A 26,651-nucleotide genomic window follows, 5' to 3' on the forward strand; every position below is an offset into this window, starting at 1 on the left:
GATGGATCGCCGAATAGCAGGAACGATTTGGGGTTGTGGGATCGGGAAGGACCATTTAACTGAATGCCAATATGATGGAACGAGTTCAGGATCAATATCGGGCGCTGTTTGAGCATTCGGCCGACGCCATGCTAATTATCGACGACGGAAAGTTTGTCGATTGCAATGCGGCCACCCTGCACATGTTGGGTTATACCAATCGGGCAGACCTTTTTGCGACTCACCCATCCCAGCTATCGCCGCCACACCAGCCGGATGGCTTACCCTCTTTCGATAAGGCAAATGAGATGATCCGTATTGCTATCGAGCAGGGATCACACCGGTTTGAGTGGATTCACCGAAAGGTTGACGGCACCGATTTTCCCGTAGAAGTTTTACTCACGGCCATTTCCGCCGGCAGCAAAACGCTGTTGCATGTGGTGTGGCGTGATATCACTCAACGCAAGAAGGCGGAAGAGAAACTACGGTTGGCAAAATATGTGACGGAATCCACCAGTGAAGGAATTATTGTCACGGATATGGATCTACGCATTATCGAAGTTAATCCGGCCTATTGTGAACTGCTCGGATATCGGCGCGAAGAGGTATTGGGTAGAAATGCCGGTTTCACAAAGTCGGGAAGACATGATAACGCTTTTTATAAATCGATATGGAATACCCTGCATGAATCCGGTAAGTGGCAAGGAGAGATCTGGGACAGAAGAAAAAATGGCGAAGTGTTTCCTATCTACCTCCGCCTGAATACAATTTACGATGCGGCCGGCAAGCCCTGCTATTACACCGGGCTATTCTCCGATATCACTCACCAGAAACGGACCGAGGAGCAGTTGGAAGAGCTGGCATTCAATGATCCGCTGACCGGCTTACCGAATCGGGCGCTTTTCCATCAACGGTTGATGCAGGACCTGAAAAGTTGTCGACGGCACGAAAATAAGCTGGCGTTGCTGTTTATCGACCTTGACCGATTTAAAAACATCAACGATTCGCTCGGCCATTCCAGCGGCGACATACTCTTGGTCGAGGTAGGAAAGCGCATAAAAAGCACGGTACGATCAATTGACACGGTAGCCCGTATGGGGGGGGACGAGTTTACCGTTATCCTTTCCGATCTGGAGGATGAGCATATGGCGGCTGATATTGCATCCAAAATATTGGCCACCGTCATTCAGCCGGTCTGGATTCATCAGCATGAGATCACTCCACATATGAGTATCGGCATCAGTCTCTATCCCCGGGATGCTGAAACGGTGGACGACTTGACACGTTATGCCGACATGGCGATGTACCATGCAAAGAGTGAGGGTGGTGATGGTTTCCACTTTTTCCTTGAAGAAATGAACCGGGAGAGCAAACGGCGGTTACTGCTTGAGAATGAGATGAATGCGGGATTGAGTCAAGGCCAATTCGTGCCCTATTTTCAGCCCATCTATGATTTGCAGTCAGGTCAATTGGTCGGTATGGAAGCGTTGGCCCGTTGGCACCATCCCGATCGGGGATTGATCATGCCGGATGATTTTATTCCGCTGGCGGAGGAGACCGGTTTTATCACCACGTTGGGCAATCATATATTGCAGCAGGCATGCAGCCAGGTAAAAACGTGGATGGAGGAGTATTCCCAGGAGCTGTCTTTGGCCGTCAATCTTTCCGGGCGGCAATTTAACTCCAATGAGTTGAGCGACCAGATTCAGTTGATTCTGGACAGCACCCGGCTTCCGCCGCACTGTCTGACTCTGGAGATCACCGAGAGTATGGTGATGGGTCGTATCGAGCGTACGCTTAACCAACTGAACCAGTTGCGTGATGCCGGATTGAACCTGGCGATTGATGATTTCGGTACCGGTTACTCTTCACTCAGTTATCTGCAGCGATTCCCGGTTAATACCCTGAAGATTGATCGAGCCTTTATCAATGACGTATTAACGGATCGAAACAGCCGAGCCATTGTCCGGGCAATCATCTCTATGGCCAAGGCTATGGAGCTGGACGTGGTGGCGGAAGGCGTGGAGAATCAACAACAATTGATGTTTCTGAAGCAGTTAGCATGTCAGAAAGTGCAGGGTTATCTGTTCAGTAAACCGATACCGGCAGATCAATTCGAGCTGCTGCTATCCGGCGGCGACAAGCCGTATCAACTCTCCTGTTAGGGGGTGATGTCTGTTAAGCTCAATCGTTTACGTCAAAGTTTCTATTTCAAAAGTTCACTCAGATCTTCTTCAATATCGCTGTATTCCAGCACACTGATCCCGATAGTGCTCAGCACTCGGTTTTGTATCTTTTGCCAACCCTGGGCTTCGCGGAAGCGTCGGGTCCGGTCGACGATGTTTTCCGCCATTTTGAGAATCGCGTAAACAAGCTGATCACTCTTACCCGTTATGTGGTCGAGGAAGTCGTGTTCGTGATGTTGGAGAATCAGTTCACAGAGCGTTTTCGGTAGGTGCCATGAGTTGGCGATGAAGTATCCGACAATCGAATGGTTGGTGTCATATTTTTCATCTTCGATATCAGTGAGGTTCTGTTCCATACTGTCGTTGGCATCAATCAAGGTTTGTCGATAGCTGCCAAACCTAATCGCCATCGCCGGAATTCCGCAGTCATGGAAAAGTCCGGCTGTATACAACGTTTCCGGAGAGAAGTTACCCTCGAGTCGGTTGCCGATGTAGACCATCGAATTGGCCACATCGGTGGCGTTATCCCAAAACCGTTCCAGGGAGATGCAGGCATCCCCGGTGAGTGCACGTTTCAGCTCCACCGAGGTGGCCAGGCTGTTGACACTCTCCATTCCCAGCAGTGACACGGCTTGTTGAATATTCGAAATGCTTCGGGCTAAGCCGTAAAAAGGTGAATTGACCGTTTTGAGTATGGCTGATGAGAGACCTACATCCGATGCGACTACGCGGGCGACGTCGGTGAGGCTGGGGTCTTCACTATGGCTGATATCCTTTAACCGGATTAGTGTTTCCGGTTTCGGCGGTATATGAAAACCCTGGGTTAATATCGCTGCAACGGAGGGGTCTAAATCGATCATTTTTGCTTACTCCAACCAGGTTGTCGGAGCATGCTAGCGTGCTGGCGGTGTGCTGTTAAGTCAGGTTTAAACTTGTTCTGATCCAGGTCAGCAAGTGGATGAATGAAGTGTGAGTGTGGCAGACGGGAACGGATGATCTAGCGTTTTCCAACAACTTAGTCGACACCGGTGTTTTATATGAAATTTTACGCCTACCCCTTTGTGCTGGATTGGATTAGCCGGCGCGTTGATACTCGGGTTGCGAAGACGGTTGTTCCCGGTAGGCCAATATAATCACCAGTAACAGGCCGATGGCCATAATGGCAGCGGCCAGATAAAGCGAGCCGTTGTAGGTTCCATAGGTTTCTGCCAAGGTGCCGGCGAGGGCCGGAGCGGCGATCTGTGACACGCCATAGCTGAGGGTCAGTCTGCCCATGGGCTTAGCCGGTTTGGTGGGATAAAATTTACCCATCATTGTCAGCATCAGGCTGACAATGCCGATAAAGGTGCCGCCATAGAGGGCGGCGCTGAACATGACCACGGCCAGACTGGTATCAGCCAGGGTGGGTAATATAATTCCCGCAATCTGCAGGCCGAAGGCTAATGCCAGTGCCTTCAGTTCACCGGTTTTTCTAGCGATCCTATCCCAAATAAAGCAGGCCGGTGCGGCGGCGATGCCGACTACCAGCCAAGCCAATTCACCATACCCTTGTAGTCTTGGCTCCGCTTCCACGATGACTACCAGAAATGTGGCGCAAATGACATAGCCGAACCCGGCGCAGAAATAACTGCTGAACAACAGGATGATCCAGCTACGTTGTGGCGGTCTGTCCTCCATCCTTTCACCATTGGCAGTAAATGGGCTACTGTCCGGCCTAGGTAACCATCCCCAGGCAGGTAGAAACAACAGTAGCCCGGTTCCGGTCAGTGCCAGCCATTGCTGATCCCAACTGAGGTATGTCGCCATCAAGTCAACCGCAATAGCACTTAATACAATACCGAGTCCGACACCGCTGAAATGGAGGCCCAGTTCCATCCGATGATTGTGCCGAATCAGCCAGTTCAGAATAAGCCCCGAACCGATCAGCAATCCAGCAGCGCTGCTCAGTCCGGCAAAGAAACGCATGATTCCCCACAACCAAAGGCTTTCGCCAAAGGCCATGCCCGCCGTGGTGACCAAAGCCAGAACCAGACCGATACGATATAACGTATCCTTTAATTTGAGATCACTGATGGAGGCGGCAATCAACGCGCCACACATATAGCCGATATAGTTGAAAGTGGCTAACCAGCCGCCGCTCGCGTCCCCCAGGTAGGTTTGAGCCTGCATGATCGGCAGTAGCGGGGTATAGGAAAATCTTGCAATGCCCAGAGTGAGGATGAGACTCATGATGCCGGCAAACAGAACTTTAATGTGGGAAGGTGGCCTGGACATCAATTTACCCGGATATTAGCGATCCGGTTAGTATACCTATCCCGTGTTATTCTGCCTCCTCATATTGAGAAAATAGTTTCGTGATAAACCATTTGAAAATTGTTATTTTAGTTGTCCAATTATTAACCGCTTACTCCATGACCCCACAGTTTTGCAAAATATAAACGGCGTGCCATGAGCGGCATATACTGGAGACAGAACACGGTATCAGCGAGAGCACCTATGAATTTTTCGGCATTTGACCCGAGCGAGTATCGGCAAGCGATAACCAAGGCGGTAGCGGCGCTAGATTCTCGTTTACAGGAGACTCGTCGTGAGCCGGATATCCGGATATTGCAGGCAATCTCCCAATTCATGGAATCTGTTGACCATATGGAACGTCTGGATGCTGAAACGGGGAAGGGCGACGTGGCGGTTGCGTCTGAGGTTACCCGCGTCGGTAATCAGAGCCTGCAACTGCTGGATCAGATATCGGCTGCGGCGGCAGCGCAGGGTATGTCTGATAGCGTGCTCCAATTGCAGCGTCTGTCATTGCCGGTGGCATTCTGGATCGCACAGCATCAGGGTTACATCGAATGCCTGGAATTGATTGTCAATGCCTTTTCCGGACTTGCCAATCAGATAGACGATCCGGCGCTTCTTGTTGTGCTTTGTGAAGCCATGGCAAAGGTGCAATCGGTTGTTTCAAACCGGGTAAGACAGACAAGCCAAATCGGAGGGTTGGTGGATCCTTGGCGGATTCTCAACCTCAATTGGGGTATCGTTGCGACCCGTACACATAATACCGCTTTGATGGAAGAGGTATTTGGGCAGTTGGTCAGTAACATCCCACAGGATGCAAGAGGTTTTTTTCAAGAGGGTATGCAGCAGATGGATATCGTGGGTTATCCTGACGAGGTTCGTCAAGTCATGGAGAAATACAGTGGCTTATGGGGTTCGGAGAGCCGTTTGCATTAGTACCCGCGCTGAAAGGCTAGAGTTACAGGGTGTTACAGATAACCTTTTTTAAGAAATAGACCGACCTGCTCTTTAGGCATCGGGCGACCAAACAGGAAGCCCTGAGCATTGGGACAACCCAGCCGCTTCAACTGCTGATGTTGAATCTCCGTTTCTACACCTTCTGCAATAATATCCAGCCCCAGTTCTTTGGCCATGGCGATAATGGCCGTCACTATCGAATTGCGGCTGCTGGTGGCGCGTATGCCACTAACAAAAGAGCGATCGATCTTGAGAGTGCTCAGTGGTAACGATTGCAAATAACCAAGCGAAGAGTAGCCGATGCCAAAATCATCGACAGCGATACAGATGCCGTCGGCATGCAGCTGGCGTAATTTATTGACGACTTGGTCCATATCCTGAATCAGTACATTCTCGGTGATTTCCAGTTCCAGAGCAGAACCAGGAATACCATGCTTGGTGAGTATATTGAACACCTGATGTTCAAAATCGCTTTGTGCCAACTGTTTTGAAGAGACATTGACCGCCAGCTTTAACTGGTTGTGGCCAGCTTTACGCCATTTGCTAAGTTCTGCACAGCCGGCATCCAGAACCCATAAGCCGATTTCGTTGATAAGGCCGTTCTCCTCGGCGACAGGGATAAACTCGGTGGGGCTGATGTTGCCGGCTTCCGGATGTTTCCAGCGCAGCAGCGCTTCCATGCCGGAAACCATGCCGGATTGAAGATTGATTTGCGGTTGGAAATAGACCTGCAACTGCTCTTCATCGATCGCTCGGCGCAATCCTGCATCCAGGGAAAGGTGTTGATCTGCCGTACCTTTCATGTTGTTTGAGAAAAATTCGTAGCCATCCTTGCCGTGTCGTTTTACGTGGTACATGGCGATATCGGCATGCTTGATCAAGGCATCCATGGTTTCACCATCATCGGGAAACAGTGCAATACCGATGCTGAAGCTGACGAATACTTCCACGCCATCAATAAAAATAGGGGCCTTCAGGTTGGCAAGCACTTTCTCCACCAAGCGGATGGCATCGACACGACCCGTCACTTCCGGAACCAGTAGATTGAATTCGTCGCCGCCTACTCGGGCAAGCGTGTCACTGTCTCTGAGGCAATTTCTCAGCCGGTTAGCCACGGTCTGCAACAGCTGGTCGCCGGCCACGTGCCCAAGGGAGTCGTTGATCACCTTGAATCGGTCCATGTCCAGATACATCAGCGCCAATTGATTGCCGCTTCGTTTAGCCTGGGAGATAGCCAGCCCGAGACGATCGCGCAGTAGTGCCCGGTTGGGAAGTTGAGTCAATAGGTCATGATAGAGCTGGAAATTGATAATCTCTTCCGCTCGCTTGCGCTCGCTGATATCCCGAGCCACGCCATAGGTTCCGACATAGCATTTTTCACTGCTGCCGGCTTCGCGGTAGATTCCCATGGAATTCAACTCAATAGAAACCGAGCGGGTTTCAAAATAACGGCTAGGTTGCGTGTTGTCCTTACAACGCAATCTGAACTCCACATTGCGACTGGCCCGATCACCGGTACGGCGTTCAGCAAAGGCGTATTTGGCCTTTTCCAGATCTTCTTCATGGACCACTTCGGAGTAGTGGTGTCCAATCAGATCGTCTTTTTTGTAATCAAGTAGCTGACTGATTCGATCATTAACAAAACAGAAGTAACCCGCTTCGTCGAGCATGTAGATAATGTCGGGAGAGTTGTCGACAATAAACCGATATCGGTATTCTGATGCTTCGAGACGTTGATGTACCTGTTTGAATTCGCGTTCCAGATGGCGCTTTTTTAGGACATTTTCGATAATCCCGAGGAGTTCAACCGGGTTATAGGGTTTACGAAGAAAATCGCTGACGCCGTGCCGCAGGGCTTCGGTGGCGTTGGTGAAAGTGGCTTCGCCACTGACGATAACCACATCGATATCCGGGAATTCCTCTTTTAGCAGATCAAGAAATTCCATACCGGATATTTCCGGCATATTCAGGTCGAGAAGAATCAGCTCAATCGATTTTTCGCGCAAGATATCCAGCGCAATGTGACCATTGGCGGCGACGATGCTTGAGTGTCCATAGGCCTGCAGAAGGTCACGTACGCTTTCACGCATGCGCACTTCATCATCCACAACCAGGATTCTGGCTGCTTCGGTTTTGACTGGTTTGGCCGTTCTATCCTTGTTGCCGGGCAGCTGGGGCAAAAAATCGCTCCCCAACCAGGACTCCGTGGACTTCATCATTGTGCCTTCCCCTAATTATTCGTCCCCTAAGTGACGAGGAAGATGGATGAGAAATTCGGTTCCACCTCCCGAGCGACCTCTACAGCTAATACTCCCTTTCAGCTCATCAATGAGGTTGTTTACAATGGTCAATCCTAAACCTGAGTGGTTGTTGCCTTTTGTACTTTTCTGCGGGGTAAAAAGCTTACCCATGACCTCGGCCGGAATGCCGGGTCCATTGTCTGCGATACTCAACTCGATGTATTCACGCCCGCCGATGTTGATATGGTCGCGAGTTTGAATCCACAAATCGCCCCCGTCGGTCATGGCCTCGACGGCATTTTTTACCAAATTGGTGATTATCTGTTTCAAGCTTGCCCGGCTGACCTGGATCGCGGGCAGCTTTTTCTCCAGCTCTACATGTTCGGTAATGCCGTGGGATTTGAAGTAAGAGGCCTGAAAGATCTCCATCAAATCACGGATTACTTCGTTGATATCTACAGAGTAGCAGGCGATATGCTGCGGGTCTCCGATATCACGTAATCGCAACGCGATATCACCGACCCGCTGGATCTCTTCTTTAATGATTTTTAGATGATCGGACAGTGAGGAGTCTTCACTGAATTTGGCAGAGAGCACGTGTAGGTAGTTATTGATAATACCCAGCGGATTATTGATCTCATGAACAATGCTACGGGCTTCGCGCTGGTGCCACTGGCGTGTGTTCTCGAGTAACTCCTCGGTTTTACTCTCCCTATCGCGCTGGGTATGGATGCTCTGAGCAGCGATACCAGCAAACACAGGTAGAAAGCTCAAATTGTGCGTCTGATGTTCCTGATCCGCGTCATGCAACCCTGCCACGATGACGCCGATCCGGTTGGTTCCCGTGATCAGTGGAACACAAAGAATGCTACTTCGCTCCAGTGTGCGGCAGAGTTGCTGATCGATTAATGAAGCCGGATTGGCGTCGAGTGGTTTATACGGACCCTGGACCGTTCCTTCGATCAGTGCCTGGGCAATCAAACTGCGGCCCTCGATTATCGGTATGTTGAATTCGGCTATACGTGTGTTATTGACAGCATGGCCAACCACGCCCTGTAGCTGTTTGTTATCGCTGTCGGCAAGAAACAGAATGCTGCGGTCCATACCAAACAGAATATTCAATTCGGATAGCACTGACTTTAGGAACTCCTGCAGATCCTTTTCACTACCAGGATCCAGATTTACACCACCGAGCAGAGCGAATTCACGCACCCGGCGTGCCAGTTCCAGCCGCACTTCTTCCGTTTCTACCTGGACCTCAATGTGCCCGGAAGGACCTTTCTCAAGCCGTATCCCCAGTCCGTCGGCAGCTTTTTCAACCTGCTGTTCGATATCTTGCTTCAGGTTGTCGACAACGGATGGCGTCAGCCCAAAAAGCATGTCTGCTTCGGTATACAGGGTGTTGATATCAAAGCCGGGGTCACTCAGCTTATGGGTGAAATTGGTCAATCGGACCAGACGTGGCGCTTCCAGCAGCCGATCGGCGGGTTCGTTTTGATAGAGTAGGGCGTCACTGAGAAAAGATTGCAGATCCCACTCCCGTACCATCAGTGCACTGACTTCATGATAGGCCGCGCCGAACAACTCACGTTCGAATTTGATCAATTCGATATCGGAGTGAGGTTTAAGCAACTCTTCGCCGTAGCTTTCCGGCTGTTTGTTGAGGAATACCAGTTGCCCCAACTTGTGTAACAGACCCGCCAGATAAGCTTCGTCCGGGAATTCATAACCGGTCAGTGTGGCCAGGGATCGAGCGGCGTGGGCACACCAGAGTGATTTGTACCAGATGGCGCCCAGGCCTTGTCCAGCCTTAACATTAAACTGCGAAAAGAACTGGTGTACTGCCGCGTTGATGGCAATGGTCTTAATATTGTTCAGTCCCAGCACCACCAGCAGACGGTTGAAGTCCCGGTCATCATTCCACTGGGCATAGGCGGGGGAGTTGCAAACGGCAGTAATCTTGGCGGTTAGGCCGACATCCTGCTTAATGATTTCCGCCAGATCTTGAAAACTGACGTCGACTTGATGGCAGGCTTCGATTAATCTGAGCAATACCTGTGGGACAGAGGGGAGTCTGCCCAGGTTGAGTTTTTCAATGCTGACAAGTGGTGCCTCGTTCATATGATGACATCCTGCACCAATTATTAGCTATAAGTCAATGAGATAGAAAGGAATTCTGTACAATATTTGGACAAATGAGAACGACAAAAGCAACCATCGACGACACCTTTGGCGAAACAGAGGGGAAAAAACGCCGAAACTGTGACGCGATTAACAGAATGGTTGTCATTGCGAGCGGTAAAGGTGGGGTCGGAAAAAGCACCCTCTCCGCCAATCTAGGCGTCGCGCTAGGCCAGATGAATCAACAGGTCTGCCTGTTTGACGCGGATACCAATCTGGCCAATATCAACATCCTGTTTGGTATAACCCCACAATATACCCTGCACGAATGTGTCAGAGGGGAAAAGCGTCTGAACGAGATTCTGTTGCCGGTGTCTGAACGGCTGCAGATCGTCCCCGCCGCCAGTGGAATGGCCGATTTTCTTGAACTGGAGCCCAGCCAACAGACCCGCCTGCTTGATGGATTGCGGGATATCGAAAGGCAAAGCGACGTAATCCTGGTGGATTCCGCGGCTGGAGTCGGTTCCGGTCAGCTGAGTTTCTTCCTGGCTGCGGCGTGTCCGGTGTTGGTCATTACGCCGGAACCCACTTCACTAACAGATGCTTTTTCATTCCTGAAGGTGGCCAGGCGGTATGGCTTGAGTGGCCTGGTCTATGTCGTGGTCAACATGGCCTCCGATCTGCACGCCGCGCGTTCCGCCTTCAAACGCTTTAAGCAGGCCGTGGAACAGTATCTGCAACTACAGGTCGGGTATCTCGGATATGTGCTGCAGGATCAGCATGTGCCGGCCTCGGTGAGGAAGCAGCAGCCGGTGATGCTGACGAAACCGGAGTGCCTGGCTAGTCGTTGCATTCGGGTGATTTCGGAACGGTTGATCCGCTTGCTGCAGAACCAACGAAGCGATGCCGAGAGCTTCAGTGACTATCTACGGGAGATGAACCAACCCTTCGGTATCGAGCTGTCACCGGAAGGAGTGGAAGAGGCAAGTGTCGACTCGACAGCACAGAATGTAGATTGGCAGCAGCAGGTACTGGACCGGTTACGGGACCTGGATAAAGATGAGGCCAGCGCATTTATTCGTCGCGCTGTGTCCGAATGGACGGTGACTCACCAGGCGGACGAGAAGGACCTGCTGCCCGAGACCGAACCAGCCCTTTCGGTGGCCGCCGCTGTCGGTGAATCTAAGGTGACGCCATCGCCTGCCCGGATAGAGCCAGTCAAGCCTTCACGGCAGCATTTTGAAGGGCCGCTGGCTGAGAGCCCCTATTATGCTGCTGTTCAGTTCGCTGACCTCCTGGCCCGGATTGAGAGTGGGTAGGGCGACAGCCTTCTCTGCTACCGGAGCAGCAGGATCGGCACCGAAGCGTTGCGGATCAAGCTGGTAGTGGTGCTACCCACCAGAAAACGGCGGATCACCGAATGGCCGTAGGCACCCATGATTAAAAGGTCAATGGCATGACGGGAACGGTAGTCGCAGAGTACCGATTCAACGTCTCCCTCGACGAGGGCGGTCGTTATATCGAAACCCGCCTGCTTGAGGGTTGCCTGTGACCCGCTGAGTTGCTCGCGGTTCGCGGCGGAGTCGGTGGCGACCATGACCAGGTGACCGGGAAGGTCGCGCAGCAGCGGACTGCTGGCAATCATCTCCACGCCTTTTCGGGTAGTGGCGCTGCCATCGAAAGCGAGCATGAACCGTTCCGGGGTTTTGAACCGGGCAGTGGTAATAAGGATTGGGCGATGCAGCGTGCGTACTACGTTCTCCAGGCGGCTGCCGATGTGTTGACTCAAATGGGATCCGTGTTTACCCAGTACCAGTAAGCGAATATCTCTCTCCATCTCGGTGAGCGTCTCCACCAGGTTACCGTGGCGCTGTCTGCTACCGGGATTTTCGATACCTTGAGAGATAGCGCGTTGTCTGGCCGCATCCAGCATCAGTTTTCCCTGCTCCAGGGCCAGTTTTCCGCGTTGCTCATCCAGAGCGGCCAGCTCGTCCAACAGAGATTCCCGACTGCCCAGGCCGATATTGCCACTCAGATTGCTTTCCGTCGGATACTCCGACTTGTCCAGAACGTGGAGAAATTCTAGTGGCGCAGTGAGGCGCAGACTGGCCCAGGCGGCATAATCACAAACCGCCGGGGAGACATCTGTGCCATCGATACAGGCGATCACTTGGGTCATGGTTCTGCTCCTTACTCAGTGGCTCAACAGTTTTTCGACGGCGGCCGCGTGGTCATGCACGGCGAAACGGTCCACCACCGTGGCGCTCGCCTCATTGAGCCCGATTAGTTCCACGGCTGTTCCCTCTCGACGGAACTTAAGTACCACTTTGTCCAGTGCCGCTACCGCTGTGATATCCCAGAAGTGTGCCTGATACAGATCGATAACCACTTTATCCACCACTTCCTTGAAGTCGAAAAATTCCACGAACTTTTCGGCTGAGGCGAAGAATACCTGGCCGACCACCCGATAGGTACGTTGTGTCCCGTCTTGGCTTAGGTCAGTCCGCACATGCTTGAATCGGGCGACTTTGTTGGCAAAGAACAGGGCTGCCAACAAAACTCCGACGAATACGCCATAGGCCAAGTTGTGGGTGATCACCACCACCAATACGGTGCAGGTCATGACGATATTGGTGCTCAGCGGATGTTTCTTCAGATTGCGCAGTGATTCCCAACTGAAGGTACCGATCGAGACCATGATCATGACTGCCACCAGTGCCGCCATCGGAATGCGTGCCACCCAGTCGCCCAGGAATATCACCAACAGCAGCAGGACCGCTCCAGCGGTCAAGGTTGAGAGCCTTGAACGGCCACCCGATTTTACGTTGATCACCGACTGGCCGATCATGGCACAACCGGCCATTCCACCAAGCAACCCCGCGGCAATATTGGCCACTCCTTGACCTTTGCACTCCCGGTTCTTGTCGCTACCGGTATCGGTCAGGTCATCGATGATGGTAGCGGTCATCAGTGATTCCAACAGGCCAACCACGGCCAGGGAGAGGGAGTAGGGGAAGATGATACCCAGGGTCTCGAGATTGAGGGGGACAGTCGGCCACAAAAAGACCGGCAGGGTATCGGGCAATTCGCCCATGTCGCCCACGGTGCGGATGTCCAAGTCCAGCCCGATGGCGACGGCCGTCAACAAAACGATCGTGACCAGCGGTGAAGGGATGGCGCGTGTGAGATAGGGGAATAGGTAGATGATGATGAGTCCTCCGGCCGTCATGGCGTAGACGTGCCAGGAGACATCGGTCAACTCCGGCAGTTGGGCCATGAAGATAAGGATCGCCAGGGCGTTGACAAAGCCGGTCACCACCGAACGCGAGACAAAACGCATCAACGAGCCCAACCGTAGATAGCCGGCGCCGATCTGTAGCATTCCAGTCAACAGGGTGGCAGCCAGCAGGTATTCTAAACCGTGTTCTCTGACCAGTGTCACCATCAGTAGGGCCATGGCGCCTGTGGCGGCGGAGATCATGCCGGGTCGGCCACCGACAAAAGCGATCACCACGGCGATACAGAAGGAGGCATACAGCCCAACTTTGGGGTCGACACCCGCGATGATAGAGAAAGCGATGGCTTCCGGGATCAGGGCCAGGGCCACCACCAGGCCGGCCAGCAGGTCGCCACGAATGTTACTGAACCAACTGTTTCTAAGCGATACAACCATAAAGAACTTCCAAAACTGCGAATAACTGAATTCGGTGAGCGGCACCTGTTGCTTATGTCTAATCCATGGCGCAAATCAAAGCGCTTAAGACGACGCTATGTCGCCATTAAGTGGGCGTATCAGCGGGTTTTAAAATCAACTGGTGGGGGGCAACGTACCCTACGACGAAGGGCGAGGTTGACGGAATGGTCCCGTATTCGCGAACTGATTTGTGATCCTGCAGATGGCTCTGGGTAACTGAAGGGGCGCGATGCTACCACAGTTCCGGGGGAGGTGCATGCGGGGATACGCGTATGGAATGAACCTGTCTGTCAATAAGCGCTATAGTTATCGATAACCTGTCTTTTCCGTCAACAGAACCAGCGGCTGGTAGTGACGAAGTGCGTACCGGCCAAAATAAGCAGGATGTCGACTAAAAGGAGGAAGGAAGATGCTTGCAGAAAGTGATCGCACGGAGAGTGGATTTAGCGGTAGACGCGGATTGCAGTGGGGCGCAGGAGCCTTGATGATGATCGCCTTGAGCGGCTGTTTTCATACGCGGCCCACCACCACGGCAACGATTCCCAATTGCAGTGGCGCCGGGTGCTGTTGCAACTCTCCGATTGAGCATTACAATCCGGGCGCAGGTAGCTGGCCCGATTGCGCCACCGGTTTTACCTGCAAAAGTATGCAACCGGGCGGTGTGGTACATCCCGGTGGTTTTCGCGTGGATGTCAATGTCTGTCAGACCAATGGGGCGCCACTTACGGCGCCGTTGATGATCAAGCCGGGTGAACCTTCTTTCTGTCGTACCGACATATAGGGAAGGCGGGTGCCGTATAATTGCCTGGTCTTCACTTAGAGTGTGGTCGGGCGGAGTCTCGTGGCGGCTACTTTGAAAGTAGAAAAGGGTCGCCGTTTGGCGACCCTTTTGGTTTGGTGGAGGCGGCGGGAATCGAACCCGCGTCCGCAAGCACTCCGCCTTTGGCTCTACATGCTTAGTTTTGCCGATTATGTTTAACCGGCCACTGCCCGGCAAACAGGGCGTGTAGACGGCGATTCCGGTTAAGTTTTAGCGATGCCGTCCCGGACGTACATTATCGCGATCTTGTGAGCTATGACGCCTGAAATGTCCCGAAGGACTCTGGACGCACAAGCACGGCTCCAGTCAGACGGCTTCTACCGGTTATTAAGCGGCGAGAGCGTAGTTGTCGTCGTTGGCAACTATAGTGTTACAGACTTATTTACGAGGCTGTCTGTATCCTCGGCATGCACCTCAGGTTTCATCACCCACGTCGAAGCCATGTCGCCCCCTGGGTAAACCCAACAGACAGTATACAGGCTCTGTTGGTTCCTTGTCCTGTGATATTGGGGTGAAGCGGGGGATTTCAATGGAGCGCCAGTCTGCACGTTACCTTAGTGGGCTTTGAGGATGCGCTGTTTATCCCGATCCCAGTCCCGGTTCTTTTCGGTTTCCCGCTTGTCGTGCAGTTGTTTGCCCTTGGCCAGGCCTACTTCCAGTTTGACCTTGCCCTTCTTCCAGTACAGGGCGATGGGTACCAGGGTGTAACCCTTGCGCTCTACCATACCGATCAGTTTGTCCAGCTCTTGCCGGTGCAGCAGCAGTTTGCGGGAACGCATCGGCTCCGGCTTGATATGGGTTGAAGCGCTGAGCAGCGGGGTGATGTTGGTGCCGATCAGCGACGCTTCGCCATTTCTGATAAATACATAGCTGTCGGTGAGTTGTACCCGGCCCTCACGCAGACTTTTGACTTCCCACCCTTGTAGTGAGACGCCGGCTTCGTAGCGCTCTTCAATGAAGTACTCGTGTCGTGCCTTCTTGTTCAGGGCAATAGTGGCACTCCCCTGACCCGACTGTTTTTTCGATTTTTTCGCCATGCGGCGAATTGTATGTGACAGGGTGGGGCGTAGGCTAGCCCGAAGTTACGCAAGGGTGCTTCCACCGTACTTGGGGATCCGGCTGGAACGGGGTGAACTTGTGCTGATCGGGGAATTCGCAGAAAATGCCGACTCCTTGTCCCGGGACAGGGTGTGAGCAGGCAGTCGGTCAGTCAACGAACGTGCGGAGGATTCACTCCTTGTCCAAGCGTATTTCCATACATGGTCAGTGGTCATCGCGTCTAATGTTTATTCTGGCGGCGACCGGCGCGGCTGTGGGGCTGGGAAATATTTGGAAATTCCCCTATCTGACCGGCGAAAACGGCGGTGGAGCGTTTGTCCTGGTATACCTGCTCTGTATCGGGTTGATAACAATCCCGATCATGATGGCAGAAGTGCTTATCGGTCGACGTGGTCGGCAGAGCCCGGTCAACAGCCTGCAGACATTGGCAATCGAGGCCGGAGCCAGTACCCAATGGCGCCTGCTGGGATGGGCCGGCATGTTGGCCGGTTTGGTCATCCTTTCTTACTACAGTGTGATTGCCGGCTGGATCCTGGCGTATCTGATGCGTATGGTGACCGGTGTGTTCGTGCGGGTAACGGCTGAAGGGGCGAGCAGCATCTTTACGCAGTTGGTGACAGACCCCGAGCGGTTGTTGGCATGGCATACCATTTTTATGGTGATGACCATCAAGGTCGTTTCGCGTGGGATCAGAAACGGCCTGGAGAAAGTGGTAAAGATTCTGGTCCCGATGCTTTTCTTTCTGTTGCTGGTTTTGGTTGTCCATGCTGCTCGCTACGGGGATCTTGATCAGGCTGTCGACTATCTGTTTCACAGCGATTTCAGCAAGCTGACCCCCGCGGCGGTGTGGACGGCGATGGGACACGCCTTCTTTACCTTGAGCCTGGGTATGGGGGCTATGGTGGCATACGGCTCCTATCTGCCCAACGGTGTCTCCATCGCCAAGGCGTCGATAGTGGTGGCCGTGTTGGATACGCTGGTGGCTTTGCTGGCGGGATTGGCCGTCTTTCCTGTCGTATTTGCCAATAACCTGGCGGCAGGTGATGGCCCGGGCTTGGTGTTCCAGACTCTGCCGATCGCATTTGGACAGATGCCGGGGGGAGTATTCTTCGGGAGTCTTTTCTTCTTATTGTTGGTGTTTGCCGCCTGGACTTCGGCGATAGCGTTGATTGAGCCGCTGGTGGCGTGGCTGGTAGAGAATCGTGAGATTGAGCGGATCCGTGCCTCGATCTGGACCGGTATAGTCGCTTGGCTGCTGGGCGTGGTGACTATCCTCTCGTTCAGTAACTGGTCATTCAGTTTCAACTTTATCGGTGTACCCAAGCGGCATGGCCTGTTTGATGTGCTGGATATCCTCACTTCGAGTATCATATTGCCCCTGGGTGGGTTATTCATGGCATTGTTTGTCGGTTGGGTGATGGTCCGGGAATCCGTGGAGGATGAACTCGGCGGTCTGCCCGGTGTCGGATTCAAGCTTTGGTATTTTGTTATTCGTTATGTTGTGCCTGCGGCCATGGTGTTGGTTTTCTTGCAGGTGATAGGAGTTTTATAGTTGCCAGTCGTCCAGAAGAGTGCTCTGGTAGCCCATTCGGCTGCCGAGATGTTTGAGCTGATCAATGATGTGGAGTCTTACCCTCAATTTTTGCCCTGGTGTAAATCCACCAAATTGCTTTCCCGCGATGAGGATGAGTTATGCGGCCAGCTTGAAGTGTCGCGAATCGGCATCAGTCAGACATTTTCTACCTGTAACCGGCTGTTTCCTTATGAGCGGATCGTGATCAGTCTGCAACAGGGTCCGTTCAAGCGCCTGCATGGCGAATGGCGGTTTACCGCGTTACGGGAGGATGCTTGTAAAGTGGAACTGGAGCTGGATTTCGAATTTTCAGGAAAGCTTATCAATTCGGCATTTGGCGCGGTTTTTAGTCAGATTGCCAACACATTAGTCGATGCATTCTGCAAAAGGGCAGATGAGGTATCCCGTGCCAAGTGAACACTTTGATATAGAAGTCGCTTATGCGAAACCGGAAGAGCAGGTGATCTTGACCGTCACCGCGGAGCCGGGGATGACTGTTCAACAGGTGGTCGAGCGCTCTCGGATAGCGGAGCGGTTTCCCGAGATTGATCCGGCCAGTGCCAAATACGGTGTATTTGGCAAGGCGGCCAAGGGCGATGCGCCGTTGCACCCGGGGGATAGGGTGGAGATCTACCGCCCACTCATTGCTGATCCCAAAGAGGCCCGTAAGAAACGGGCCGCCGAAGGCAAGCAGTTGAAGAAGGGCGGCGGCGAGAGCTAAGCCCGATGGGCCGGTGCGGCGCAACCCGCAAACCACTGCCGTGCTGATTATTCGTCCGATTTGATGCCCACCGATTCCAAGGCGCGGGTGAAAATGCCTTTGCGGTCGCCGGTATAGTCCGGTACCGAGATAATGGTCTCATCTTCGGCTTTGGTTTCGGGTATCTCGGCGGTCGGCTGAGGGCGGTAGTCGCCTTCAATTCTGATCAGTCGATCATCGGAGAAATAGAGGGCAACCCGTTCCTGGCTGGCCTCCTTGTTACCCGGTTTCATCCTGTAGAGATAATCCCACCTGTCCTGGTGAAATACGTCCACCAGCATCGGTGTTCCCAACAGGTAGCTGACTTGGCTCTTCGACATGCCCGGCTTGAGTTTATTGATCGCTTCCTGATTGACCACGTTGCCCTGTTGAACGTCGGGGCGGTGGACCAGTGGCAGGCGATTCAGCGCATTAGGGATAGCGTCACTCACGTCCTTGACGGTGGAGCAGCCGCTGGCCAGTAGACTTGCACCGCACACCCAATAGATGAGAAGCTTTTGCATTCACTCTTTCCGGTTAGTAATGGAACTGTCTAGTTCGAAGATGGCCGGAATGATACCTGAATCACGGCTTGAAAACACCTGAGGTAACTTGTTTTGGAAGATCAGGATATAAGAAAGGCGGGTCTTAAGGTGACGGCGCCCCGGGTGAAGATTCTTGAACTGCTGGAGAAGAGCCCTGAACGGCATGTGAGCGCCGAAGATGTCTACAAGATGCTGCTGGCCGCTGATGAAGATATCGGGTTGGCAACCGTCTATCGGGTACTCACCCAGTTTGAGGCGGCCGGATTGGTAGAAAAGCACCATTTTGAAGATGGTTATTCGGTTTTTGAGCTAAGCAAAGGCAAACACCATGACCACATCGTCTGTGTGACCTGTGGCAGGGTAAAGGAGTTTGTCGATGAGACGATCGAAAAGCGCCAGCAAATGATCGCGGATGAACTGGGCTTTCAGATCAGCGAGCATGAGCTGGTGATCTACGGTAAATGTCTGGACAAAAACTGCGATTGCAAGAAGAGTAAGTAGCTGATTTCAGGTTATCCCTGCGTTCGCTCCACCATCTCTTTTGCGTGGTTCAGGGTGTGTGCCGTAATTTCTACTCCACCCAGCATGCGGGCGATTTCATTGACCCGGGAGGTCCCCTCCAACCTGCCAAGGGTGGTGTGGGTCTCCTCTCCGTCGGATCCTTTTTCAACCCGCAAGTGGTGGTGGCCCTGTGACGCTACTTGAGGCAGGTGGGTGACGCAGAGTATCTGCTGGGTGGCGCTGATCTGGCGTAGCAAACGGCCGACAATTTCCGCGGTCCCGCCGCCGATTCCCACGTCCACTTCGTCGAAGATCAGGGTGGGCACCTGGGTACAACTGGCGGTGGCTACCTGGATTGCCAGACTGATGCGTGACAACTCCCCCCCGGACGCCACCTTGATAAGCGGTTTTGGGGGGTGCCCGGGGTTGGTGCTGACGAGAAATTCTATCTGATCCAGGCCGTGAGCGGAGGCGTTCTGTTTGTCATCTCCGGCTGTATCCGCTTGGCTCACATTCACTTCCAGCACTCCATTTGGCATACCGAGCGTATGCATGCCCTGTGAGACCTGCTTCCCCAACCGCTGTGCGGCTAGTCGGCGTGATTGGCTCAGATCGAGGGCGCCGCTCAGGTAAGCGGCCCAGAGATTTTCCACCTGCTGCTGCAGTTCCGCCAAGTGGCTGTCGGCACTGTCCAACTGGTCCAGTTCCTGTTGCAGCTGTGCCAGCAGTGGCGTGATCTCTTCTGGTTGGCAGCGATATTTTCGCGCCAGATCGTGGATCTCCTGCATCCTTTGGTCCAGATGTGCCAGGCGGGCCGGATCGAGCTCCAAATTGTCGGCATAGTGCCGAAGTGAAGAGAGTGCTTCGCTGATCTGAATAGCGGCGCTATCCAGCAGTTCACAGGCGTTCTTTAATCCCGAGTCGATCTCGGCCAGGTCAAGCAGTGTCTGGTGAGCCCGATTGATACGGGAGAGGGCGGCATCCTCTTCGTCGTCCAGGAAGCCGAGGGTGGTATTGCAGCGCTCAATGATATTGTCAGCATTGCTTAACAGACCCTGCTCTTGGAGCAGTGCCTCCCACTCGCCTTCAGCCAGATTCAGGGTGGTGAGTTCGTTGATCTGGTAGCGCAGTAGATCGATTCGGGCATGCCGCTCTTCAGCGCTGGTCTGCAGCGTTGCCAACTGCTGCTCAGCCTCCCGCCATGCCTGGAACCGTTCTGCCGTTTCCCGGCAAAGCACGCCGTTGCCGGCGAACTCATCCAGCAGTTGTCGCTGATGGTGACGTCGCAGCAGGGATTGATGGGCGTGTTGGCCATGGATGTCCACCAGCTGTTCGCCCAACTCCTGCAAGGATTTAAGCGGGGCGGGGGAGCCATTGATGAAGGCACGGGAGTTGCCGTTGCGCATCAGTACCCGACGGATTATGCATTGGCCGTCGGTATCCAGTGCGTTTTCCTGTAGCCATTGGTTGACGTGGGGCAACGCTTGGGTGTCAAACATGGCGGTGATCTCCGCCCGCTCACACTCATTGCGGATCATTCCGGTATCGGCGCGGTCGCCCAACACCAGTCCCAATGCATCCACCAGGATCGATTTGCCGGCACCGGTTTCTCCGGTCAGGACAGTCATACCGGGACGCAGTTCGATCTCCAGGGTGCTGACAATAGCCAAATCTTTGATATTTATCTGCTGCAGCATTGAGGACTACTTATCCTTTGCAAGGGTATTGTGCTCACTCCAGCCGAGTTTGGTTCTCAAGATGTAGAAGTGATCGTGGTTTACCGGGTGAATAAGCCGCACCGGGTGGTCGTGTTTGCGTATGGTGACCCGGTCTCCCTGCAACGGCAGGCTGGTTTGCCCGTCGCAGGTAACGCGCAGATGGGTATTTTCAGCCGGATCGCAGACCACGATTTCGATCTCGCTGTCGCCGTCCACCACAATCGGGCGGTTACTCAGGGTGTGCGGACAGATCGGTACCAGCAGGGTGGCATTGAGGTCAGTGTGCAGTAGCGGGCCGCCACCCGATAGGGCGTAGGCGGTAGAGCCGGTGGGTGTGGAAACGATGATGCCGTCCGAGCGTTGGACATTGACGAAACTGCCATCGATGTAGGTCTCGAACTCGATCATGCGGGCGATATTCCACTTGTGCACGACCACGTCATTGAAGGCGGTATGGTGTACGCCATCGATCTCGGCATTGAGCAGGAAACGTGACTCTTCCCGGTATTCCCCGGAAAAGATCTGTTCCAGTGTAGTTAGCATCTCATGGGGGGAGATGTCGGCCAGGAAGCCGAGGCGTCCAAGGTTGATACCCAACAGCGGTACGTCGTAATCGGCCAGGCTACGTGCGGTATGCAGTAGTGTGCCGTCGCCACCCACGACGATCGCCAGGTCGGATTCGGCTCCCAGGTCATCCAGTGAAGCGGCAATCATCTTGTGATTCGGTGTACGGTTGGCGGTACTCTCTTCCAGAAGTACCCGGTGGCCCCGCTCCAGCAGAAAACGCCCCAGTTCGAGTATGGTCTCGCGTGGCGAGACATCCCCGTGTTTTCCGATCAGTCCGACCGTTTGAAATGTCTGTGGCATGGGCGTTTTCGTCTTTTTATCCTGACAAGTGGTGTGAGACATCAAACTTATCATGGCGTCAGTAACCAGCCAACAGGTTGCGTATGCTTTCTCCGGGACAGATCCTTCCTTGACACTGCCAGACCTGAAAATGATAATCCAGGCTTAGCACTCATGGTATAGGAGTGCTAACAAATGGTTATCGGCTGCATCTTGGAATTTGTTGCGTGGGTATAACAGAGGTTGGATGTGACAATTAAAAAGGTGTCAAATGAGCTGTCGGTAAACGAACGTGCCCAGCATTTGCTGAAAGTCTTGATCGAACGTTATATCCAGGATGGCGAGCCGGTAGGTTCCCGTACCCTATCCCGCGACTCCGGGTTGGATCTGAGTCCCGCCACCATCCGCAATGTCATGGCGGATCTTGAGGATCTGGGTCTGGTCTCCTCTCCCCATACTTCGGCCGGCAGGATTCCGACCGCCTCCGGGTACCGCATGTTTGTCGATACCCTGGTCACACTGAAGCCGCTGGAGGCGGGGAAAATAAAGCAGCTCGAGACCGGGCTCTATTCATCCACAGATCCCAAGATTTTGGTCGAATCCGCCTCGAAACTGCTCTCACGTCTCACCCATATGGCCGGCTTGGTGATGATTCCCCGGCGTAAACAGCTGACTTTCAGGCAGATTGAATTTCTACCGCTCTCCAGTAAACGGCTGTTGACCATCCTGGTCACAACCGAGGGTGAGGTACATAACCGGGTAATCGAGGTCCGCAAGACCTATACGGCGTCCCAGTTAGTCCAGTTTGCCAATATGCTGAATCAGCATTACTCGGGGCTCTCTATTGAAGATATGCACCAGCGTCTAGTGCGGGAGATGGAGCAGGCTCGAAAAGATATGAATCAGATCATGGCACAGGCCCTGGAGATGGCCGAGCAGGTGATTGATCCGGAGATCGGTGGTGATGACTACGTGATGGCCGGCCAAACCAATCTGATGGACTTCAACGACTTTTCCCAGATGAACAAACTGCGTGAGCTGTTTGATTCCTTTACAGAGAAGAATGAAATTCTGCATCTGCTCGATGGTTCCATGTTGGCAGAGGGTGTGCAGTTGTTTATCGGAGAAGAGTCGGGATACAAACCGCTGGACCAATGCAGCCTGGTTACTGCGCCCTATCAGGTGGATAGCAAGGTGGCCGGTGTTCTGGGTGTGGTGGGACCGACCCGCATGGCCTATGACCGGGTGATACCTATTGTAGATATCACGGCCAAGCTGCTGAGTACCGCCATGCAGAGCAGAAAAGAGAAATAATTGGCCGTATTGGCTTGAAACAGACTTAACCATCCCCAAGTTGTGGGGATTATCAGGATCCCCTTTCAATCAGGTCGTCGATCTTGGCGAGCTGTTTGTGTTTATTAGAAGACTTCAACAGGTTAGAGGAAACAGGATGAGCAAAGATCAGGAACAGGTCGGCGATCAGGTGGTGATTGATGAGACTGCCGAGAGCGGTGCTGAGGTGGAGGCGAGCCAGGAGCCGTCTGCAGCCGAGACGCAGACCCCTGAAGAGTTGACCTTGCTGCTGGAAGATGCCCGTGCCAAGGCGGATGAGCACTGGGATCAACTGGTGCGTACCCAGGCGCAGATGGATAACCTGCGCAAAAGGCAGGAGCGTGAGCTGGAAAATGCGCACAAATATGCCCTGGAGCGCTTCGTCAATGAGCTGCTGCCGGTACGCGACAGCATGGAGATGGGGTTGGCCGCCACCAGTGATGAGAATGCGACGATTGACCATCTGCGTGAAGGTACGACCCTTACCCTGAAACTGCTCTCCGATGTGATGGAGAAATTCAATGTGGTCCAGATCAACCCCGAGGGTCAACCTTTCGACCCGGAATTGCATCAGGCGATGAGCATGCAACCGCGTAGCGATGTGCCGCCAAATACCGTAGTGGTAGTGGTGCAGAAGGGCTACACCCTGAACGGCCGTCTGGTGCGCCCGGCTATGGTGATGGTCTCTCAGGCCGAACCCGGCCAGGTGGATGAACAGGCCTGACCTTGAAAATTGAGGGGTTATCCCCATCTGGAATAACATCCAGAAAACAAACATTTTTTAACTTAACAGACAGTTAACCGGAGAGATCAAACAATGGGAAAGATCATCGGAATCGATCTGGGCACAACCAACTCCTGCGTGGCAGTGATGGATGGCGACGGCGCCCGTGTTATCGAGAACAGTGAAGGCGATCGCACAACCCCCTCCATCGTGGCCTTCAACAGTGAAGGCGAGGTGCTGGTCGGCCAGTCCGCAAAAAGACAGGCGGTGACCAATCCCCAGAACACCCTGTTTGCGATCAAGCGTTTGATCGGTCGTCGCTTTGAGGACGATGTGGTCCAGCGCGATATTGAGATGGTTCCTTACAAGATCGTCAAGGCCGATAACGGAGACGCCTGGGTTGAGGCAAACGGCAAGAAGATGGCCGCTCCGGAAATCTCGGCCAAAATTCTGCAAAAGATGAAGAAGACCGCCGAGGATTACCTGGGCGAAGAGGTGACCGAGGCGGTGGTGACCGTGCCGGCCTATTTCAACGATTCACAACGCCAAGCGACCAAGGATGCCGGTCGTATTGCCGGCCTTGATGTCAAACGAATCATCAACGAGCCGACCGCCGCCGCACTGGCCTACGGTATGGACAAGAAACGTGGCGATCAAAAACTGGCCGTATTCGACCTGGGTGGCGGTACCTTCGATATCTCCATCATCGAAATTGCCGAAATCGATGGCGAGCACCAGTTTGAGGTGCTCTCTACTAACGGTGATACCTTCCTGGGCGGTGAAGATTTCGACCTGCGTATCATCGATTATCTGGTGGAAACCTTTAAGAAAGAGCAGGGTTTCGATCTGCGTAACGACCCACTGGCGCTGCAGCGCCTGAAAGAGGGTGCTGAAAAGGCCAAGATCGAACTCTCCAGCGGTCAGCAGACCGATATCAATCTGCCCTACATCACTGCCGATGCCAGCGGACCGAAGCACTTGAACATCAAACTGACCCGTTCCAAGCTGGAAGCGTTGGTGGATGATCTGGTCAGTCGCACGATCGCACCCTGTCGTACCGCGTTGAATGATGCCGGGTTGAGTGCCTCTGAGATCGATGAAGTGATCCTGGTCGGCGGCCAGACCCGTATGCCCAAGGTACAGGCGACGGTAGAAGAGTTTTTCGGTAAAACACCGCGTCGGGATGTGAATCCGGATGAGGCTGTTGCTATCGGCGCAGCCATTCAGGGCGGCGTGCTCGGCGGCGAGGTCAAGGACGTGCTGTTGCTCGACGTCACCCCGCTGTCGCTGGGTATCGAGACCATGGGTGGCGTGATGACCAAGCTGATCGAGAAGAACACCACTATCCCGACCAACGCCAGTCAGGTATTCTCGACAGCCGACGACAACCAGACAGCCGTTACCGTACATGTGTTGCAGGGCGAGCGGGAGCAGGCTAGCGCCAATAAATCTTTGGGGCGTTTCGATCTGACTGATATTCCACCGGCACCCCGGGGCATGCCACAGATCGAAGTGAGCTTCGATATCGACGCCAACGGTATCCTCAACGTATCCGCCAAGGACAAGGCGACCGGCAAGGAGCAGTCCATCATCATCAAGGCCTCTTCCGGTCTGAGCGATGATGAAGTCGATCGCATGATCAAGGATGCCGAGGCGCACGCCGAGGAAGATCGCAAATTCAATGAACTGGTCCAGGCACGTAACCAGGCCGATAACATGATTCACGCCATCAAGAAATCGATGGAAGAACTGGGCGAAGATAAGCTTGAGGCCGGTGAAAAAGATTCCATCGAAGCCGCAATCAAGGATCTGGAAGAGGCGATCAAGGGCGATGACAAGGAGGCCATCGAAGCTAAGACCAAGACCCTGACCGAGGCTTCAGCCAAGATGGCGGAGCGGCTCTACGCCCAGAAGGGGGGTGATGAGGCCGCCGCCGCGGCATCCGGGTCTGCGGAGGCGGGTGCCCAGTCGGCCGGCAAGGACGACGATGTCGTTGACGCTGAGTTTGAAGAGGTCAAAGAGGACAAATAACCGAATAGAGCGTGACGGATTCTCCGTCTGATAATTGATAGCTGAGGCGCGTTGGCATGGAGGGACTGGAAGGTCCCTGCATGCCCTCGCGCTTTGGCGGTTTACAAAAGTAGATCGAATATGTCGAAGCGTGACTTTTACGAAGTTTTAGGTGTCAGCAAGAACGCCAGTGAAGCCGATATCAAAAAGGCTTATCGGCGACTCGCCATGAAGCATCACCCGGATCGTAATGCGGGTGATCAGTCAGCGGATTCCGAAAAAAGGTTCAAAGAGGCGAAAGAGGCGTATGAGGTGTTGTCCGACGCCCAAAAGCGTGCCGCCTATGACCAGTTTGGGCATGCCGGCGTGGATAACTCCATGGGCGGGGGATATGGGCACGGTGCCGGCGGTAACTTCAGTGACATCTTTGGCGATGTATTTGGGGATATCTTCGGCGGCCGCGGTGGCGGCGGCTCGCGTGTGCATCGAGGTGCCGATCTCCGCTATAACCTGCAGCTCTCGCTGGAGGACGCGGTAGCCGGCACAACGGTCAAGATCCGTGTTCCCACTATGGTGAAGTGCAACCCCTGTAACGGCAGTGGTGCCAAAAAAGGAACCAAGCCCAAGACCTGCACCACCTGTGCCGGACATGGCCAGGTACGTATGCAGCAGGGCTTTTTCTCCGTGCAGCAGACTTGTCCGACCTGTCGGGGCAAAGGGTCGGTTATCGAATCACCTTGTCCGGCCTGTCATGGTGCCGGTCGCATCCAGGAGCATAAAACCCTTTCGGTTAAAGTACCGCCTGGTGTTGACAGTGGCGACCGTATCCGGCTCTCCGGTGAAGGTGAAGCGGGAGAGAGCGGTGGCCCCGCCGGAGATCTGTATGTACAGATCTCGGTCAAGCCACATGAGATCTTTACCCGTGAAGAGAACCATCTGTTCTGTGAGGTGCCCATCAGTTTTGTCAGTGCCGCCCTGGGTGGCGAACTGGAAGTGCCGACTTTGGACGGCAAAGTGGTACTGAAGATTCCAGCCGGTACCCAATCGGGCAAGATGTTTCGCATGCGTGGCAAAGGGGTTAAACCGGTTCGCGGCGGTCCGGTGGGTGACTTGCTCTGCAAGGTGATGGTCGAGACGCCGGTCAATCTCACCGATCATCAGAAAGAGCTGCTTCGTCAACTCGAGGAAAGCATGAAGGGGGCGGGAAGTAAACACAGTCCCCACTCCACCGGCTGGATGGACGGTGTGAAGAAGTTTTTCGAGGGTATGGGGTTCTAAGCTTCCTTTGCGGAATTCCAATTAAAAAGCACAA

At 53.7% G+C, this 26,651-nt stretch carries 22 protein-coding genes and 1 other RNA gene; 12 read left to right on the forward strand and 11 right to left on the reverse strand.

The window, feature by feature from the left end; all coding sequences use genetic code 11:
- Positions 1-71 precede the first annotated feature (71 nt).
- Positions 72-2,144: a putative bifunctional diguanylate cyclase/phosphodiesterase gene (locus ACQY5R_RS06735; RefSeq protein WP_428606110.1), complete on the forward strand. Its 2,073-nt coding sequence runs from the start codon at positions 72-74 to the stop codon at positions 2,142-2,144.
- A gap of 41 nt (positions 2,145-2,185) precedes the next feature.
- Here the strand turns inward: ACQY5R_RS06735 and ACQY5R_RS06740 are convergent, their stop codons facing one another.
- Both ACQY5R_RS06740 and ACQY5R_RS06745 read right to left on the reverse strand, forming a co-directional pair.
- Positions 2,186-3,025, reverse strand: coding sequence for an HDOD domain-containing protein (locus ACQY5R_RS06740; RefSeq protein ID WP_428606113.1), 840 nt, complete (start codon positions 3,023-3,025; stop codon positions 2,186-2,188).
- Between the two features lie 214 nt (positions 3,026-3,239).
- On the reverse strand, positions 3,240-4,439 hold the full coding sequence (locus ACQY5R_RS06745) for a YbfB/YjiJ family MFS transporter (RefSeq protein WP_428606116.1): 1,200 nt from the start codon (positions 4,437-4,439) through the stop codon (positions 3,240-3,242).
- A gap of 222 nt (positions 4,440-4,661) precedes the next feature.
- Here ACQY5R_RS06745 and ACQY5R_RS06750 point away from each other — a divergent pair, with 222 nt between their 5' ends.
- A complete protein-coding gene (locus tag ACQY5R_RS06750) occupies positions 4,662-5,396 on the forward strand; it encodes a hypothetical protein (RefSeq protein ID WP_428606119.1) in 735 nt (244 codons plus the stop codon).
- Between the two features lie 32 nt (positions 5,397-5,428).
- On the opposite strand, the gene ACQY5R_RS06755 is transcribed toward ACQY5R_RS06750, so the two are convergent.
- Together ACQY5R_RS06755 and ACQY5R_RS06760 are read right to left on the reverse strand one after the other, a co-directional pair.
- Complete coding sequence (locus ACQY5R_RS06755; protein ID WP_428606122.1) at positions 5,429-7,636, reverse strand: putative bifunctional diguanylate cyclase/phosphodiesterase; 2,208 nt, start codon at positions 7,634-7,636, stop codon at positions 5,429-5,431.
- 15 nt (positions 7,637-7,651) lie between these two features.
- The gene (locus tag ACQY5R_RS06760; RefSeq protein ID WP_428606125.1) at positions 7,652-9,778 is read right to left on the reverse strand and encodes an HDOD domain-containing protein; all 2,127 of its coding nucleotides are present in this window, start codon (positions 9,776-9,778) and stop codon (positions 7,652-7,654) included.
- Between the two features lie 74 nt (positions 9,779-9,852).
- Here ACQY5R_RS06760 and ACQY5R_RS06765 point away from each other — a divergent pair, with 74 nt between their 5' ends.
- Positions 9,853-11,097, forward strand: coding sequence for a MinD/ParA family protein (locus ACQY5R_RS06765; RefSeq protein ID WP_428606127.1), 1,245 nt, complete (start codon positions 9,853-9,855; stop codon positions 11,095-11,097).
- Positions 11,098-11,114: 17 nt separating this feature from the next.
- On the opposite strand, the gene ACQY5R_RS06770 is transcribed toward ACQY5R_RS06765, so the two are convergent.
- Positions 11,115-11,957, reverse strand: coding sequence for a universal stress protein (locus tag ACQY5R_RS06770; protein ID WP_428606130.1), 843 nt, complete (start codon positions 11,955-11,957; stop codon positions 11,115-11,117).
- Positions 11,958-11,972: 15 nt separating this feature from the next.
- On the reverse strand, positions 11,973-13,451 hold the full coding sequence (locus ACQY5R_RS06775) for a SulP family inorganic anion transporter (RefSeq protein ID WP_428606132.1): 1,479 nt from the start codon (positions 13,449-13,451) through the stop codon (positions 11,973-11,975).
- A 430-nt stretch (positions 13,452-13,881) separates the two neighbouring features.
- On the opposite strand from ACQY5R_RS06775, the gene ACQY5R_RS06780 reads away from it, so the two are divergent.
- A complete protein-coding gene (locus ACQY5R_RS06780; protein ID WP_428606135.1) occupies positions 13,882-14,253 on the forward strand; it encodes a hypothetical protein in 372 nt (123 codons plus the stop codon).
- Positions 14,254-14,367: 114 nt separating this feature from the next.
- Here ACQY5R_RS06780 and ssrA read toward each other — a convergent pair.
- Positions 14,368-14,744: a transfer-messenger RNA gene (gene ssrA / locus ACQY5R_RS06785) on the reverse strand.
- 102 nt (positions 14,745-14,846) lie between these two features.
- On the reverse strand, positions 14,847-15,329 hold the full coding sequence (smpB, locus tag ACQY5R_RS06790; RefSeq protein ID WP_428606137.1) for an SsrA-binding protein SmpB: 483 nt from the start codon (positions 15,327-15,329) through the stop codon (positions 14,847-14,849).
- Positions 15,330-15,529: 200 nt separating this feature from the next.
- On the opposite strand from smpB, the gene ACQY5R_RS06795 reads away from it, so the two are divergent.
- Genes ACQY5R_RS06795 through ACQY5R_RS06805 form a run of 3 tightly spaced genes read left to right on the forward strand, consistent with a single transcriptional unit; the run spans position 15,530 to position 17,645 of the window.
- Positions 15,530-16,903 carry a sodium-dependent transporter gene (locus ACQY5R_RS06795; protein WP_428606140.1) on the forward strand — a complete coding sequence of 458 codons (1,374 nt, stop codon included), beginning with the start codon at positions 15,530-15,532 and terminating at the stop codon, positions 16,901-16,903.
- Positions 16,904-17,341 carry a type II toxin-antitoxin system RatA family toxin gene (locus ACQY5R_RS06800; protein WP_428606142.1) on the forward strand — a complete coding sequence of 146 codons (438 nt, stop codon included), beginning with the start codon at positions 16,904-16,906 and terminating at the stop codon, positions 17,339-17,341.
- On the forward strand, positions 17,319-17,645 hold the full coding sequence (locus ACQY5R_RS06805; RefSeq protein WP_428606144.1) for an RnfH family protein: 327 nt from the start codon (positions 17,319-17,321) through the stop codon (positions 17,643-17,645). The genes ACQY5R_RS06800 and ACQY5R_RS06805 overlap by 23 nt, the downstream gene beginning before the upstream one ends.
- A 47-nt stretch (positions 17,646-17,692) precedes the next feature.
- Here ACQY5R_RS06805 and ACQY5R_RS06810 read toward each other — a convergent pair whose 3' ends face one another.
- Complete coding sequence (locus tag ACQY5R_RS06810; RefSeq protein ID WP_428606146.1) at positions 17,693-18,187, reverse strand: outer membrane protein assembly factor BamE; 495 nt, start codon at positions 18,185-18,187, stop codon at positions 17,693-17,695.
- A gap of 93 nt (positions 18,188-18,280) precedes the next feature.
- On the opposite strand from ACQY5R_RS06810, the gene fur reads away from it, so the two are divergent.
- Positions 18,281-18,709 (forward strand): ferric iron uptake transcriptional regulator, encoded by a 429-nt coding sequence (gene fur / locus ACQY5R_RS06815; protein WP_428606149.1) that lies wholly within the window; start codon positions 18,281-18,283, stop codon positions 18,707-18,709.
- 11 nt (positions 18,710-18,720) lie between these two features.
- Here fur and recN read toward each other — a convergent pair whose 3' ends face one another.
- A complete protein-coding gene (gene recN / locus ACQY5R_RS06820) occupies positions 18,721-20,406 on the reverse strand; it encodes a DNA repair protein RecN (protein WP_428606152.1) in 1,686 nt (561 codons plus the stop codon).
- 6 nt (positions 20,407-20,412) lie between these two features.
- Positions 20,413-21,294 carry an NAD(+) kinase gene (locus tag ACQY5R_RS06825; protein WP_428606155.1) on the reverse strand — a complete coding sequence of 294 codons (882 nt, stop codon included), beginning with the start codon at positions 21,292-21,294 and terminating at the stop codon, positions 20,413-20,415.
- Between the two features lie 228 nt (positions 21,295-21,522).
- On the opposite strand from ACQY5R_RS06825, the gene hrcA reads away from it, so the two are divergent.
- The 4 genes from hrcA to dnaJ all read left to right on the forward strand — a co-directional run bounded on the left by hrcA (position 21,523) and on the right by dnaJ (position 26,617).
- Positions 21,523-22,587, forward strand: coding sequence for a heat-inducible transcriptional repressor HrcA (gene hrcA, locus ACQY5R_RS06830; protein WP_428606157.1), 1,065 nt, complete (start codon positions 21,523-21,525; stop codon positions 22,585-22,587).
- A gap of 136 nt (positions 22,588-22,723) precedes the next feature.
- Positions 22,724-23,329 (forward strand): nucleotide exchange factor GrpE, encoded by a 606-nt coding sequence (grpE, locus tag ACQY5R_RS06835; RefSeq protein WP_428606160.1) that lies wholly within the window; start codon positions 22,724-22,726, stop codon positions 23,327-23,329.
- Positions 23,330-23,422: 93 nt separating this feature from the next.
- Entirely contained in the window at positions 23,423-25,360 is a 1,938-nt protein-coding gene (gene dnaK / locus ACQY5R_RS06840) for a molecular chaperone DnaK (protein WP_428606163.1), read from the forward strand.
- A gap of 120 nt (positions 25,361-25,480) precedes the next feature.
- Positions 25,481-26,617 (forward strand): molecular chaperone DnaJ, encoded by a 1,137-nt coding sequence (gene dnaJ / locus ACQY5R_RS06845; RefSeq protein ID WP_428606166.1) that lies wholly within the window; start codon positions 25,481-25,483, stop codon positions 26,615-26,617.
- Positions 26,618-26,651 lie beyond the last annotated feature (34 nt).

The sequence above is a fragment of the Sedimenticola sp. genome (assembly GCF_050289425.1).
Taxonomy (GTDB): domain Bacteria; phylum Pseudomonadota; class Gammaproteobacteria; order Chromatiales; family Chromatiaceae; genus Sedimenticola.

Bases quoted from the DNA above. Each gene is read 5' to 3' on its own strand.
- ACQY5R_RS06735 (WP_428606110.1), top strand. From the start codon at position 72: ATGATGGAACGAGTTCAGGATCAATATCGGGCGCTGTTTGAGCATTCG.
- ACQY5R_RS06740 (WP_428606113.1), bottom strand. From the start codon at position 3,025: ATGATCGATTTAGACCCCTCCGTTGCAGCGATATTAACCCAGGGTTTT.
- ACQY5R_RS06745 (WP_428606116.1), bottom strand. From the start codon at position 4,439: ATGTCCAGGCCACCTTCCCACATTAAAGTTCTGTTTGCCGGCATCATG.
- ACQY5R_RS06750 (WP_428606119.1), top strand. From the start codon at position 4,662: ATGAATTTTTCGGCATTTGACCCGAGCGAGTATCGGCAAGCGATAACC.
- ACQY5R_RS06755 (WP_428606122.1), bottom strand. From the start codon at position 7,636: ATGATGAAGTCCACGGAGTCCTGGTTGGGGAGCGATTTTTTGCCCCAG.
- ACQY5R_RS06760 (WP_428606125.1), bottom strand. From the start codon at position 9,778: ATGAACGAGGCACCACTTGTCAGCATTGAAAAACTCAACCTGGGCAGA.
- ACQY5R_RS06765 (WP_428606127.1), top strand. From the start codon at position 9,853: ATGAGAACGACAAAAGCAACCATCGACGACACCTTTGGCGAAACAGAG.
- ACQY5R_RS06770 (WP_428606130.1), bottom strand. From the start codon at position 11,957: ATGACCCAAGTGATCGCCTGTATCGATGGCACAGATGTCTCCCCGGCG.
- ACQY5R_RS06775 (WP_428606132.1), bottom strand. From the start codon at position 13,451: ATGGTTGTATCGCTTAGAAACAGTTGGTTCAGTAACATTCGTGGCGAC.
- ACQY5R_RS06780 (WP_428606135.1), top strand. From the start codon at position 13,882: ATGCTTGCAGAAAGTGATCGCACGGAGAGTGGATTTAGCGGTAGACGC.
- smpB (WP_428606137.1), bottom strand. From the start codon at position 15,329: ATGGCGAAAAAATCGAAAAAACAGTCGGGTCAGGGGAGTGCCACTATT.
- ACQY5R_RS06805 (WP_428606144.1), top strand. From the start codon at position 17,319: ATGAGGTATCCCGTGCCAAGTGAACACTTTGATATAGAAGTCGCTTAT.
- ACQY5R_RS06810 (WP_428606146.1), bottom strand. From the start codon at position 18,187: ATGCAAAAGCTTCTCATCTATTGGGTGTGCGGTGCAAGTCTACTGGCC.
- recN (WP_428606152.1), bottom strand. From the start codon at position 20,406: ATGCTGCAGCAGATAAATATCAAAGATTTGGCTATTGTCAGCACCCTG.
- ACQY5R_RS06825 (WP_428606155.1), bottom strand. From the start codon at position 21,294: ATGCCACAGACATTTCAAACGGTCGGACTGATCGGAAAACACGGGGAT.
- grpE (WP_428606160.1), top strand. From the start codon at position 22,724: ATGAGCAAAGATCAGGAACAGGTCGGCGATCAGGTGGTGATTGATGAG.
- dnaK (WP_428606163.1), top strand. From the start codon at position 23,423: ATGGGAAAGATCATCGGAATCGATCTGGGCACAACCAACTCCTGCGTG.
- dnaJ (WP_428606166.1), top strand. From the start codon at position 25,481: ATGTCGAAGCGTGACTTTTACGAAGTTTTAGGTGTCAGCAAGAACGCC.